Here is a 12473-nt window from a genome sequence, read left to right as displayed (position 1 = left end):
ACCCACCGGCGGCCCTCACCCGCCCGGGCCCGTCTCACTCGAAGGCCAGGAACACCGTCTCGCCGCTGCCCTGGAGCCGTACGTCGAACCGGTACACGCCCGCCGCCGCGCCGTCCTCCCGCCGTGCCACGAGCGTTGTGCGGCGCTCCTCGGGCAGCCCGGCGAGCAGGGCGTCCCGGCCGCCGCCCGGGAAGTACACGCGGGTGAAGAGGTGGCGGGTCAGCCCGCGCGCGAAGACGCAGACGCCGAGGTAGGGGACGGTGGGCGCGCCCGGTGGCAGGGTGCGCAGGGTGTAGTGGCCGTCGGCGTCGGTGGCGACGCGGGCGAATCCGGTGAAGTCCACGCCGTTTCGGCCGGCCGCCGAGCCGTCGGCCGCGTTGCGCCGCATGGAGCCGGGCGCACCGGCGAGCGAGCCGTCCGGAGCGGCCTGCCAGAACTCCAACAGGGCGTCGGGTACGGGCTCTTGGGCGCCGTCCAGGACCTGGCCGTGCAAGGTGATCGTGTCCGGGTGGCCGGGCGGGGCCACCTCGCCGCCGCCGGGGAAGGGCAGCGCGAGCCCGAAGAAGGGGCCGACGGTCTGGGAGGGCGTGGGGCCCGGGTGCGTGGCCGTCACCGGGCGCCCCCCTTGAACTCCTCGAAGTCCTCGAACGCCGCGGACGCTTCGCGCCAGGTGGCGGACGGGCCGTCCACGACGATGTCCCAGCGGTAGCCGGAGGTGGAGTCCTCGGGCCGGGAGAGCGCGGGGTCGTACGCGGCCACCAGGCGCTGCCGTGCGGCGGGGTCCGCGACGGCGTGCGGGACCGAGTCGTGGGCGAGCAGCGGGTCGCCCTGGAAGTACATCTGGGTCACCAGGCGCTGGGTGAAGGCGGTGCCGAAGACGGAGAAGTGGATGTGCGCGGCCCGCCAGCCGTCGCCGGGACCGCCGAGCGGGTACGGACCCGGCTTGACGGTGATCAGGCGGTAGCGGCCCGCGGCGTCGGTCAGCAGCCGCCCGTAGCCGGTGAAGTGCGGGTCGAGCGGGGCCGGGTGCCGGTCGCCCTGATGGGCGTAGCGCCCGGACGCGTTGGCCTGCCACACCTCGATGAGCTGTCCGGCCACCGGCCGTCCCCGGCTGTCCAGCAGCCTTCCGGACACGGATATCCGCTCACCGGACGCCTCGCCCGTGTGCTGCCGGGTCAGGTCGTGGTCCAGCGGGGCGACGTCGGCGGGCCCGAAGACCGGCCCTGTCGCCTCCACGGCCTCCGGGTCGCGTAAGACGCCGACCGCGACCAGGGGGTGGGCGGGCCGGCGCAAGGGGTGCTCGCGGTACGGGGTGGCGCCCGCCCGCTGTTCGTCGGAAGCGCCCTGGAGGTCCGCCAGTTCGCGGTCGAGGTCGTACGGGTTCGGTGATGTGGGCATGGGGTGAGTCTGTGTCCGGGCCGGGGCGGGGACAAGAGCGCCATCGGAGGGGGGAGGCGCGTGCCATCCCCGGTCGCCCGGTCGCCCGGCCCCGGACCGTCCTGCCGCTCAGCCGGCTTCGAGCAGCGTCTTCAGCGCGCCCAGCCGTTCCTTCCACAGCGCCTTGCATGCGACCACCGCCTCGGCGTCGGGCAGCTTGGTGTGGGAGAGCGAGATCTGTGTCTTGTCCGGGGACTTCACCGTGAGGTAGACCGACACCCGGCCGGTGCCGCCCGCCGCGTCCGTGAAGTCCGCGGTGAGCGACTTGCCGGGGCGGTGGGTGCGTACGGAGAGCGTCCCGAACTGCCGCGCAGGCAGCCAGCGTTGGCGTACGGACGGGTCGACGAAGGCGTCGACGACCCGCGCCGCCGAGGCGTTCACGGTCTTGTTGCCGCTCGCCTGGTAGTCGCCGTCGCAGGTCTGCCCGACCTCGCGCAGGCCGCGCTCCTGCTCGTACCCGACGGTGATGGACTGGGCGTACCAGCCGCCGACGCCGTGCTCGTCCACGAGCAGCCTGGCGGTGGCGGTGTGGCCGAGCCCGGTGGCCCCGGCGGCGTCCAGCACCGCGAACCACCCGCTCCAGTCGCGGCCGGTGTTCGCCCGCAGCGACTCGTCCGAGAGCCGGTCCGCGATACGGCGGCCGGCCGCCGCGCTCTTCTCGCTGGTCACGCCCCGACGCTAGGCGGGGCCGCGGGGCGCGGCAACCCGGGGCACTCCCCGGGGCCCCGGGGACGGGCCCGCCTGCCGCTTCACCGTCGCAACAGCGGCAGGCGGGTGCGCTGGGCCCCGTACGGGTCACCCCGTCACGCGCCGCCCGGCCGCGCGGCCTCCCGGGCCGACAGGCGGAAGCGCAGGCGGCAGATCACCGCGTCGGTGTCGCGGCGTACCGCGTGGGCGACGACCGCGCCGCGCTGGTTCTGCAGCAGGCGCTGCCACAGGTGGGCGGGTTCGACCTCGGGTATCAGGACGGTGACGCGGGTGTGCGGCCGGTGGCCCGCGAGATCGCGGACGTACGCGGCGACCGGGCGGCCCACCGTCCGTGTGGAGGAGGGGAGTTCCAGCAGTTCCACGCCCGGGTTCCACAGCTCCCAGTCGCGCCGCAGGGACTCCGCTGCCTGCCGGTCCTCGGGGGAGGCGCAGTGGGTGACGGTGACCGCCACCACCTCGTCGCCCAGGGAGACGGCCGCGTTCAGCGCCTCGCAGGTCAGCCGGGACAGGTGCGAGACGGGCACCACGACCAGGGAGTCGTCGCGGTGCGGGGCTTCGGGGACCCGGCCCAGGCCGAGGCGCTCGCCGATGCGCCCGTACGCCCGGTGCACCGCCTCGAAGGCCAGCACGAGCAGCGGCAGCGCGATGACGATCAGCCAGGCGCCCTCGGTGAACTTCGTGGCCGTCACCACGACCGCCGAGACGCCGGTGAGCAGGGCGCCGAAGCCGTTGAGGGCGGCCTTGCCGCGCCAGCCCGCCGAGCGCTCGCGGCGCCAGTGGCGGACCATGCCCACCTGGCAGATGGTGAAGCCGACGAAGACGCCGATCGCGAAGAGCGGGACCAGGGTGTTGACGTCGCCGCCGGAGAAGACGAGCAGCGCGGCGGCGACGGCGGCCAGCGCCAGGACGCCGTGCCGGTGGACCTGGCGGTCGGCCTTCAGGCTGAAGACGTGCGGCAGGTAGTTGTCCCGGGCCAGCAGGCTCATCAGGACCGGGAGGCCGCCGAAGGAGGTGTTCGCGGCGAGCCCGAGCAGGATCATGGTCGCGAACTGGACGACGTAGAAAGCCCAGTTGTGGCCGAGCGAGGCGTCCGCGAGCTGGGAGAGGACGGTGACGCCCTCGGCGGGCTGCAGGCCGAAGCGCCCGATGAGCACCGACAGGCCGATCAGCATGACGCCGAGCAGAGCGCCCAGCGCCACCTCGGTGCGGCGGGCGCGCTTGACGCCGGGGGCACGGAAGGAGGGCACGGCGTTGGCCACCGCCTCCACGCCGGTCAGCGCCGAGCAGCCGGCGGCGAAGGCCTTCAGCAGGAGCAGCGCGCCGACGGTGGTGCCGTTCTCGGCCAGTACGGAGGCGTGGCCGGCGGCGGCCTCGGTGGAGGCCGGGGCGTCCCGCAGGAGGCCCACCACGATCATCGCGAGGATCGAGCCGACGAAGACGGCGGTGGGCACGATGAACGCCTTCGCCGAGTCGACGATGCCGCGCAGATTGATGCCGGTGACCAGCACCAGCACCGCCAGGCACAGCCACATCCGGTCCTCGTAGAGCGAGGGGAAGGCGGAGGTGAGGGCCGCGACGCCGGCCGTGACGGAGACGGCGACGTTCAGGACGTAGTCGAGGATGAGGGAGGCCGCGGCGACCAGTGCGGTGCGCCGGCCCAGGTGCGTCTTGGCCACGGCGTAGGAGCCGCCGCCGTTGGGGAAGGCCGCGATCACCTGGCGGTAGGAGGCCACCAGGACCGCGAGCAGGGCGGCGATGGCGAGGGTGACGGGGAGGGTGAAGCCCAGCCCGTACGCGCCCGCCGCGGCGAGCACCAGCACGATCGACTCGGGGCCGTAGGCGACCGAGGCCATGGCGTCCAGGGACAGCGCGGCCAGGCCCTGCAGGGCGGTCAGCTTGTGCCGCTCCTCGGCGGCGGCCTCGGGCGTGGGGGCGGGGGCGGACGCGCGGGCGGAATCGGTTCCGGGGGCGGTCGCGATGCCGGTATCAGGCGGCTCTTCGGCCCTGGACTCGGTCTTGGACACCATCGACATCTTTCGTCGTACCTCCGTGACGGGAGCCCGGGGGACCGGGCGCGCCCTGAACTGCTGTGCGTGCCCCGCGAGCAGGGCGAGCCCAGCGTGCGGGCCGGTGCGCCCGCCTGCGCCTGCTCTTGGCGGTGCTTTGGCGCACAACCCGGGCATCTTCACGCGTTCTTGACGCGGGTGTCCGAGGGCCGGGGCCGACGGCGGCCGGTGGCCGGGCAGGAGGGGGCGCACGGCGGGCGCGCGAGGGGCGTACCGCGGGCGCACAACCGGTACGGGCCGGCGGCGGCCGTCAGCGTCGCATCAAGGTTCGGCGCGGCCCCGTCAGCGGGGCATCAACGCCCGCGTCAGCGCGGCGGCGCGGTTCTAGCGTCCCGGCCATGGCGCGGCGACGAGACCCGGGACCCGACTCCCCCCAGCCCAGACCCCCCGATCCTGACGATCACCCTCCCCACCCTCTTTATCCTCATCACCCTCACCACCCGCATCTTCCCGGCGAGCCCACGAAGGGGGGCCACGATGTGCGACATGGGGCACGACCCGGCACACGGCCGTACCGAGCACACCGCACACCGCCGTCGGACCACCTGGGCTCCGCTCCCCAGGTGTGCGGCGGCGCGACGGCCCACGACCGGCGCTGGGCGGCCGAACTGCGTGCCGCGGCCTGCTGCACGTCCGGCCTGCTCGCCGTCATGCTGCTGGTCGACTTCGGCAACGGCACCCTCGCCGCGCCCCGCGCCGCCTGCTGGAGCGCCGTCGCGCTGGTGCTCTTCGCGATCCTCTGCCCGTCACGGGTGAGCGCGGGCGAGAACTGGCTCGCCGTCCGCGGCCTGCTGCGCACCCGCCGCGTCCGCACCGACCTGCTCACCCTGATCCGCCGCAGCGACGGCATGGCCCCCCGCCTCGTCCTCATCGACGCGCTCGGCGCCCGCGCCGAATTCGACCCCAAGGTCCTCACCGCCAACCCCGTCCTGTGGCACCTGCTGGAGCGAGCCGCGCACCGCTCCCTCCACCACGGCCATCTCCGCTCCGGCAGCGCGGTCCTGAACACCCTCGCCCACCACATCGACCACGACGGCGCCCGCGACATCTTCGACCGCTCGGGCATGCCCTGACCGGCCCCCGGCCCGGGCTCACTCCACCAACGTCACCACATTCCGCCCGGACCCACCGGAGACCCGCACCCCACTGGACCAACTGCCCTTCCCCTTGGGCACATTGGCATCCAACTGCACCGCCCGCACCACCTCCCCACCCTTGCTGAACACCCACAACGACGGCCCCGAATACGACGTCGCCGCCACCTTCCACTCGACCGCGTCCCCCACCGCCGCGGAAATCTCCCCATCGCCGGTGCCGTACGCAAACACCTGCACCCGATCCCACTCGAACCCCGTCACCTCCGCCAACACCACCGGCCCCCCAGCCACCGCCGCATCCACCCCCCGCTGCACCCCCGCATCCGTACGACTCCCCACCGGCACCTCCCGCATCACATACCACCCCACCCCCACCACAACCAGCACCCCCAACAACACCGCCACCCAACGCTTTTGCGCGTTCTGCATCGCCGCGGCCTACCGGGAGCGCAGGGCTCGCGCGGCCAAGGCGAGGGCCGGGGCGAGCGCGCCGATGAGGGCGGTCCAGACGCGCCAGAGGCCGTTGTCGGGCAGGAGCAGCAGGGCGGTCATGGCGGCCAGCGCCACCAGGAGGCCGACGAGGAGCGACCTCGGTGCTGTGGAGGGCCAGTGCGCACCGGGGTCGAGGAGGCGGGCCGTGCGAGCGGGATCGGGGTGGGGGCGGGTGGCCGCGAGGTGGCCGGCGGCCTGCAGGGGGAGGGTGCCGGGGAGTTGCCAGCCGTTGTCGGCGACCAGGCAGGCCTGGAGGTCCCGGCCGCGCCGGTGGTCCGGGTGCCACAGGAGCCAGCCGCGGGAGCCGGCGAGGGCGGGGGCCGCCGCCTCGTGGGAGAGGCGGGCGCGGAAGGGGAGGGGCTGGGCAGTAGTGGAGCTCGCCGCGCCTTCGGCGTCGAGGAGGAGGCAGGAGAAGCGGCGGGTGTTCTCGCGGCGCTTCTTCTCCGCGGCGGGGCCGGTGCCTTCGACGGGCGGGGCGTCGGTGTGGGTACCCAGGCCGCTGACGGTGACCCGGAGCGCCGACCAGGTCTGGTCGACGGTGCGGGGGCGGCGGCGGTTGCCGTCCTGCAGCCACCAGCCGACGAGGAGGGCGAGGGTGACCAGGATCCAGAGGCCGCCGATCAGCCATGCCGTGCCGCTCTCGACGGTGCGGCCCGCCAACTGCCGCTCGACCTCCGCCTTTTGGTCGTCCCCGAGCGCGCCGAGGTCGGGGCGGCCGGGGGCGTGGGCCACGTAGAGCTCGCTGCCGATCTCCTGTTTGCGCAGGGTGTCCGCGGTGAACGTGGCCGGGACGGGTGCGCCGCCGCGCTCGGCCGCGGGAAGCATGACGGTGTAGTCGGCCGTGGCGCGGGCCCGCGAACTGCTGCCCGCCGAGGACTCGTTCTCGATCCTGGCGATGGGGAGTGCGGTGACCGCCGCGTCGGCGTCCGCGAGCGCGGCCGTCCTGGCGGAGCGGTGCGGTTCGGCGGCGCCCAGCGCGGCCCACAGGGCGAGCAGGGTGGGGACGGTGACGAGCAGCGCCGCGGTGCGGGCCGTGGACCCGCGCGTACCAGCCAAGCGCCCGGGAACGCGGCGCTCGGCTCCGCCGCGATCGGACGGGACGGCGGCGACGGCGCGTGCGTACGACTGGCTCCGTGAGCGGCCACCGGCGCGCAGTGCGGTGGCGGCCACGGCGAGCACGGAGACGGCGAGCAGGGCCACGCCGAGCCAGATGGTGATCTCGCGGGCCCGCGTGGCGCCGAGGAAGAGCCAGGCGGCGGTGAGGACCGTGAGCGCGAGGGGCGTGAGCAGGGCCGCGATCCGTCCCCCGCGCGCCCAGGAGGCGCCACCCGAAAAGGCGGAGCCTCGGCCCCTGCCCGTTTCCTCTTCCCCGCACACATCCACTCCAGCGGACCGGTCGTCCTTCACACGCACCGCCATTCACCCAAGACTCGTAGGGTCTGCCGCCCGGGTTGGACCAGTTCGATACCGGATTCGTAGACCTTCTCCGCGGCGCCCTCTTTGCTCATTTGGTGCCCCCGCCGAACGTGTTCCTGAGGGCGTCGTCCGCCGCGTCCGAGTTCTTCGCATTCGCCGTGAGTGAGGTGCCGACCTCGTAGAAATGGCGCGCCAGGGGCAACGCGCCCCCTCGCCTTGGTGTGGCATCGCTTTGCGTGTGCTTTACCGTGGCACGGGGTGGTGCGGTGCGTCAAACTCCTTCTGGTGTAAGGGAATTGGGATGTACCGCGCGTTGTGGTGACTTGCGGCCGGAGGGCGGATGGGGTGCGTTCAGGCGGCCTTTGGGGGGAAATCGTAGGTCACGCCCGTGAGTTGTTCCGAGGCTGTCCACAGGGCGGTGGAGGTGGTGTTGTTGGTGGTCCAGGGGGCGCGGAAGGAGGGGGCGGGGGTGCCGCGGAGGGCGTTGCGGGGGCCGATGAAGGCGTCGGGTTTCATGTGGGGGGCGGTGGCGGCGCAGAGGGTGGGGAGGGCGCCGGTTTCGGCGGGCTGGGCGATGAGGCGGTTGGCCAGGTCGACCGCGCGCTCCGCGGTTTTGCGGCCCTCCATTTTCACGCCGGTGGCCTGGAGGTTGGTGGCGGCGTAGCCGGGGTGGGCGGAGGCCGCGAGGAGGGGGGAGCCGGCGGCGGTCAGGCGGCGGGAGAGTTCGTGGATGAAGAGGAGGTTGGCGCTCTTGGAGCGGCCGTAGGCGATCCAGCGGCGGTAGTGGCGCTCGCTGTTGAGGTCGTCGAGGTTGACGTTGGCCAGGGCGTGGAAACCGCTGGAGACGCTGACGACGCGGGCGCCGGGGGTCTTGAGGAGCCTCGGCAGCAGCAGGCCGGTCAGGGCGAAGTGGCCGAGGTGGTTCGTACCGAACTGCATCTCGAAGCCGTCGGCGGTCAGGCGGTACGGCAGCGCCATGACGCCGGCGTTGTTGATGAGCAGGTCCAGGCGGTCGCCGTCGAAGTCGGCGAGGTCGTCGGCGAATTGGCGTACGGAGGAGAGGTCGGCCAGGTCCAGCGGCCGGAACTCGGCCTCGGCGGCCGGGATTTCGGAGCGCAGCCGGCGCAGGGCGGCGCTGCCGCGCTCCTCGCTGCGGCAGGCCAGCACGACCCGCGCGCCGCGCCGGGCGAGCTCCCGCGCGGTGATGTAGCCGATGCCGCTGTTGGCTCCGGTGACGACGGCCGAGCGGCCTGTCTGGTCGGGGATGTGGCTCGTGTTCCAGCGGGTCACGCCTGCTGCGCTCCTTCGTGGGGGAGGGGCTGTACGGACCTTGCCGATCAGTTGTCGATCAGTTGTCGATCAGAGCTCCAGCGTACGCCGTGCCGGTGGAGGTACTCCGATGGTGTGGATGGGGCCAAGTGCCCCGCGGGAGGCACGAGGCCTGGCTAACGTGGCGGAATCGCGGGGGAATCACCGTTGATCGGGCAAAGAGCCATATGGGGGGATGCAGCCATGGTGGAAGCGGAAAAGGTGGAAGCGGAAACGGCGGGAGCAGGGGGCGGCCGGAAGCGGGCGGGCAGGCGGCTGGTGGCCGCGTCGGCCGCGGTGGCGCTGCTGCTGGGGGCGTCGGTGGCGGCCCAGGCGGGCGGTGCGCAGGCGGCAGGGGATACGCGGGTCGCAGGGAGTGCGCAGGCGGCAGGGGGCGCGCAGGCCCTCGCGAAGAAGGCGGCCGCTCCGGCGGTGGGGATGGAACTGGACGAGTTCCGGGCGGTGGTGCCCAATCCGTACCGGCCCGACCCGGCGGCGTACTTCGGGCCGCACAAGTGCAATCTCTACATCAAGGACTACTGGCCGACGCCCGGCTGCGGCGGCTTCTCCTTCTCCGCGAAACTGACGAACGTGCGGCAGCGGCCCGCGTTCCAGCAGGGCGTGCAGGAGAGCGGCTGGTTCTCGGCGAAGGCCGACGTCAGCCGTACCTTCGGCTGTACGGACAAGGACGGGGTCTTCGACAAGAGCACCGCCTTCGAGGTGAAGGAGGCGGGGCGGCGGTTCTCGCCCGTCTACTGGAACGCCGACTGGAGCGTGCTGCAGCGGTTCTACCGCGAGAGCGCGCAGGGGGACTTCGGGCCGCAGTTCTTCACCAACTTCGCGCCGGTGGAGGTCACGTGCGCCGCGGGGACGACGCCCTCGCAGCACGATCTGACCCTCACCGATGTCGAGGTCTCCTTCGACCACGACTCCGCGATCCTGGGCGGCCACCGGACGTGGACGTTCGGGAAGCTGGGAGTGGGCAGCGGCAACAGCTGACGGGTCACAGGCCGCCACGGAGCCGGTAGACGGGCACCGACACCGTGGCGTCGTCCAGGCAGGCGCCCGTCGCCAGATCGAAGCGCTGCTTGAGGAGCGGTGAGGCGACGAAGGGGCGCCCGTCGCAGGTGCCGGTCAGGCCGCGGGAGAGGACGTACGCGCCGGTGAACGGGTCCCGGTTGCCGATCGCGTACGTCCGCCCCGACCGGTCGCGGAAGAGCGCCACCTGCTCGCCGTCGGGGAGCAGGGCGGCCACCCCCCGCCCCGCGGTCAGCTCGGCGGGGTCGCACACCGGCAACCAGCCCTGGGGGGAGAGGAGTTCGACGGTCATCGCGCTGCGCTTCCTTCCAGGAGGCGGACGGGGAGGGTGGGGCCGGTCAGCAGCTCGGGGGCCGCGGGCTTGATCTGGTCGCGCTCGGGGACGAAGCGTACGGAGGGGTCGGGGGCGTCCGGCGCGTTGACGAACGAGACGAAGCGGGCCAGGCGTTCGGGGTCGGCGAGGGTGGCGGCCCACTCGTCGCGGTAGTGGGTGACGTGCGCGGCCATGAGCGCCTCCAGCTCGTCGCACAGGCCCAGGGAGTCGTGGACGACGACATCGCGTACGTGCTCCAGGCCGCCCTCGATCCGCTCCAGCCAGGCGGAGGTGCGCTCCAGGCGGTCGGCGGTGCGGATGTAGAACATCAGGAAGCGGTCGATCAGGCGGACCAGCTCGGCGTCGGACAGGTCCTGGGCGAGCAGGTCGGCGTGGCGCGGCTCGGCGCCGCCGTTGCCGCCGACGTACAGATTCCAGCCGCCCGCGGTGGCGATCACCCCGAAGTCCTTGCCGCGGGCCTCGGCGCACTCGCGCGCGCAGCCGGAGACCGCCGACTTGAGCTTGTGCGGCGACCTCAGCCCCCGGTAGCGCAGCTCCAGGAGAATGGCCATACGGACCGAGTCCTGGACGCCGTAGCGGCACCAGGTCTGCCCCACACAGGACTTCACGGTGCGCAGCGCCTTGCCGTACGCGTGGCCGGACTCGAAGCCCGCGTCGACCAGGCGGGCCCAGATCAGGGGGAGCTGGTCGACCCTGGCGCCGAAGAGGTCGATGCGCTGACCGCCGGTGATCTTCGTGTAGAGGCCGAAGTCGCGGGCCACCTCGCCGATGACGATCAGCTTCTCGGGTGTGATCTCGCCGCCGGGGATGCGCGGCACGACCGAATAGGAGCCATTGCGCTGGAGGTTGGCCAGGAAGTGGTCGTTGGTGTCCTGCAGGGCGGACTGCTCGCCGTCCAGGACGTAGCCGCTGGCGCCGACGGCGGGCGCGAGGGAGGCGATGATGGAGGCGACGGCCGGCTTGCAGATCTCGCATCCCTCACCGTCCCGCGCCTCGGGGCGGCCGTGGGAGTCCAGCAGTGCGGCATAGGAGGTCAGACGCAGCGTGCGGACGATCTCGTACAGCTCGGCGCGGGTGTGCGGGAAGCAGCCGCACAGGCCCGCCTCCTGCCGCTGCGGCAGGAGCTGGCCGATGAGCTTGACGCAACTGCCGCAGCCCGTACCGGCCTTGGTGCACTTCTTCACCTCGGGGAGGGTGGCGCACGCCTGGATCTGTGCCTTGGTGACGTTGTGGCAGTTGCAGATCACCGCCGTGTCGGGGAGCGCGGCCGGGCCCAGCGCGGCGGGCGCCCCCGCCCCCGCGGGCAGGACGAGCTGTTCGGGGGCGAGCGGCGGGACGGTGCCGGTGAGCGGGCGCAGCGTGGCGTAGGCGTCCGCCTCGCCGACCAGGACGCCGCCGAGCAGGGTGCCGTCCGCGCCGACGACCAGCTTCTTGTAGACGCCGGAACGGGAGTCGGCGTACACGACGTCCAGCGCGCCCGGGGTGGCGCCGTGCGCGTCGCCGAAGGAGGCCACGTCCACGCCCAGGAGCTTGAGCTTGGTGGAGGTGTCGGCGCCCGTGAAGGAGCCGTCCGCGCCGGCGATCGCGGCCGCGGCGGTCTGCGCCATCTCGTACCCGGGCGCGACCAGTCCGTATACCCTGCCGTCCGCGGCCAGCGCGCACTCGCCGATCGCGTAGACGGCCGGATCGCTGGTGCGGCAGCGCTCGTCGACGGCGATGCCGCCGCGCTCGCCGACCGACAGACCGCTCTCGCGGGCGAGCCGGTCGCGCGGCCGCACGCCCGCCGAGAAGATCACCAGGTCGGTCTCGATACGGGACCCGTCCGACAGCTCCATGGCGGCCACCGCGCCGCCCTCGTCCGTGACGATCTCCTTGCCGCCGACGCCGGTGTGGACCATCAGGCCCATCTCCTCCACCGTGCGGCGCAGCGCGCTGCCGCCGCCCTCGTCCACCTGGAGGGCCATCAGCCGCGGATTGAACTCCACGATGTGGGTCACCAGCCCCAGCCCCTTCAGGGCGCCCGCCGCCTCCAGGCCGAGCAGGCCGCCGCCGACGACCGTGCCGGTGCGGGCGTTCTTGGCGTACGCCTCGATGGCGAGCAGGTCCTCGACGGTGCGGTAGACGAAGCAGCCCTCGCTGTCCTTGCCGGGGACCGGCGGTACGAAGGGGTAGGAGCCGGTGGCGAGCACGAGCGTGTCGTAGGTGAGCGTCAGGCCGGAGCGGGCGGTGACGGTGCGGGCCGCGCGGTCGATGGCGACGGCGGGGTCCGCCAGGTGGGCCTCGATGCCGTGCCGGGCCATGAAGTCTGCCGGTGCCAGGGTGAGTTCGTCCGGCGTACGGCCCGAGAAGTACGAGGTCAGCTGCACCCGGTCGTAGGCGGCGCGGGGCTCTTCGCACAGCACGACCACCCGGGCCCGCTCGGTGACGCCCCGCTCGGCGAGCTCTTCCAGGAAGCGCTGGCCGACCATGCCGTGGCCGATGAGGACGATGGTGGGGGTGGCGGGCGGGTCGGGGGCTTTGAGGGCTTCGGGGGCTTCGGGGGCTTCGGGGGCTTTGGGGGTTTTGGGGGTGGCTTCG

The 12473-nt window shown here is 73.3% G+C and carries 11 protein-coding genes; 2 read left to right on the top strand and 9 right to left on the bottom strand.

Annotated features, from left to right (window positions below):
• Positions 1–34 precede the first annotated feature (34 nt).
• The 4 genes from pcaG to AC4IJH_RS19405 all read right to left on the bottom strand — a co-directional run bounded on the left by pcaG (position 35) and on the right by AC4IJH_RS19405 (position 4178).
• On the bottom strand, positions 35–613 hold the full coding sequence (gene pcaG / locus AC4IJH_RS19420; protein WP_490853029.1) for a protocatechuate 3,4-dioxygenase subunit alpha: 579 nt from the start codon (positions 611–613) through the stop codon (positions 35–37).
• Positions 610–1398 (bottom strand): dioxygenase family protein, encoded by a 789-nt coding sequence (locus tag AC4IJH_RS19415; protein WP_490853028.1) that lies wholly within the window; start codon positions 1396–1398, stop codon positions 610–612. Before AC4IJH_RS19415 ends, pcaG begins: the two co-directional genes overlap by 4 nt.
• 108 nt (positions 1399–1506) lie before the next feature.
• Complete coding sequence (locus tag AC4IJH_RS19410) at positions 1507–2106, bottom strand: DUF4287 domain-containing protein (protein ID WP_490853027.1); 600 nt, start codon at positions 2104–2106, stop codon at positions 1507–1509.
• Positions 2107–2240: 134 nt separating this feature from the next.
• The gene (locus tag AC4IJH_RS19405) at positions 2241–4178 is read right to left on the bottom strand and encodes an APC family permease (RefSeq protein WP_490853026.1); all 1938 of its coding nucleotides are present in this window, start codon (positions 4176–4178) and stop codon (positions 2241–2243) included.
• 596 nt (positions 4179–4774) lie between these two features.
• Between AC4IJH_RS19405 and AC4IJH_RS19400 the strand changes: the two genes are divergently transcribed.
• On the top strand, positions 4775–5284 hold the full coding sequence (locus AC4IJH_RS19400) for a hypothetical protein (protein WP_490853025.1): 510 nt from the start codon (positions 4775–4777) through the stop codon (positions 5282–5284).
• An 18-nt stretch (positions 5285–5302) separates the two neighbouring features.
• Here AC4IJH_RS19400 and AC4IJH_RS19395 read toward each other — a convergent pair whose 3' ends face one another.
• The 3 genes from AC4IJH_RS19395 to AC4IJH_RS19385 all read right to left on the bottom strand — a co-directional run bounded on the left by AC4IJH_RS19395 (position 5303) and on the right by AC4IJH_RS19385 (position 8506).
• The gene (locus tag AC4IJH_RS19395) at positions 5303–5737 is read right to left on the bottom strand and encodes a hypothetical protein (protein ID WP_490853024.1); all 435 of its coding nucleotides are present in this window, start codon (positions 5735–5737) and stop codon (positions 5303–5305) included.
• Positions 5738–5746: 9 nt separating this feature from the next.
• A complete protein-coding gene (locus tag AC4IJH_RS19390; RefSeq protein ID WP_490853023.1) occupies positions 5747–7219 on the bottom strand; it encodes a hypothetical protein in 1473 nt (490 codons plus the stop codon).
• Between the two features lie 348 nt (positions 7220–7567).
• A complete protein-coding gene (locus AC4IJH_RS19385; protein ID WP_490853022.1) occupies positions 7568–8506 on the bottom strand; it encodes an oxidoreductase in 939 nt (312 codons plus the stop codon).
• A 222-nt stretch (positions 8507–8728) separates the two neighbouring features.
• Here AC4IJH_RS19385 and AC4IJH_RS19380 point away from each other — a divergent pair, with 222 nt between their 5' ends.
• A complete protein-coding gene (locus AC4IJH_RS19380; protein ID WP_490853021.1) occupies positions 8729–9523 on the top strand; it encodes a hypothetical protein in 795 nt (264 codons plus the stop codon).
• Between the two features lie 4 nt (positions 9524–9527).
• On the opposite strand, the gene nirD is transcribed toward AC4IJH_RS19380, so the two are convergent.
• The gene (nirD, locus tag AC4IJH_RS19375; protein ID WP_490853020.1) at positions 9528–9854 is read right to left on the bottom strand and encodes a nitrite reductase small subunit NirD; all 327 of its coding nucleotides are present in this window, start codon (positions 9852–9854) and stop codon (positions 9528–9530) included.
• On the bottom strand, positions 9851–12364 hold the full coding sequence (nirB, locus tag AC4IJH_RS19370; RefSeq protein WP_490853068.1) for a nitrite reductase large subunit NirB: 2514 nt from the start codon (positions 12362–12364) through the stop codon (positions 9851–9853). The genes nirD and nirB overlap by 4 nt, the downstream gene beginning before the upstream one ends.
• Positions 12365–12473 lie beyond the last annotated feature (109 nt).

This window comes from Streptomyces sp. UF-297 (assembly GCF_058245575.1).
This window is presented reverse-complemented; position numbering and strand designations above follow the sequence as displayed.

Bases quoted from the DNA above. Each gene is read 5' to 3' on its own strand.
- AC4IJH_RS19405 (WP_490853026.1), bottom strand. From the start codon at position 4,178: ATGTCGATGGTGTCCAAGACCGAGTCCAGGGCCGAAGAGCCGCCTGAT.
- AC4IJH_RS19395 (WP_490853024.1), bottom strand. From the start codon at position 5,737: ATGCAGAACGCGCAAAAGCGTTGGGTGGCGGTGTTGTTGGGGGTGCTG.
- nirD (WP_490853020.1), bottom strand. From the start codon at position 9,854: ATGACCGTCGAACTCCTCTCCCCCCAGGGCTGGTTGCCGGTGTGCGAC.
- AC4IJH_RS19415 (WP_490853028.1), bottom strand. From the start codon at position 1,398: ATGCCCACATCACCGAACCCGTACGACCTCGACCGCGAACTGGCGGAC.
- nirB (WP_490853068.1), bottom strand. From the start codon at position 12,364: ATGGTCGGCCAGCGCTTCCTGGAAGAGCTCGCCGAGCGGGGCGTCACC.
- AC4IJH_RS19390 (WP_490853023.1), bottom strand. From the start codon at position 7,219: ATGGCGGTGCGTGTGAAGGACGACCGGTCCGCTGGAGTGGATGTGTGC.
- AC4IJH_RS19380 (WP_490853021.1), top strand. From the start codon at position 8,729: ATGGTGGAAGCGGAAAAGGTGGAAGCGGAAACGGCGGGAGCAGGGGGC.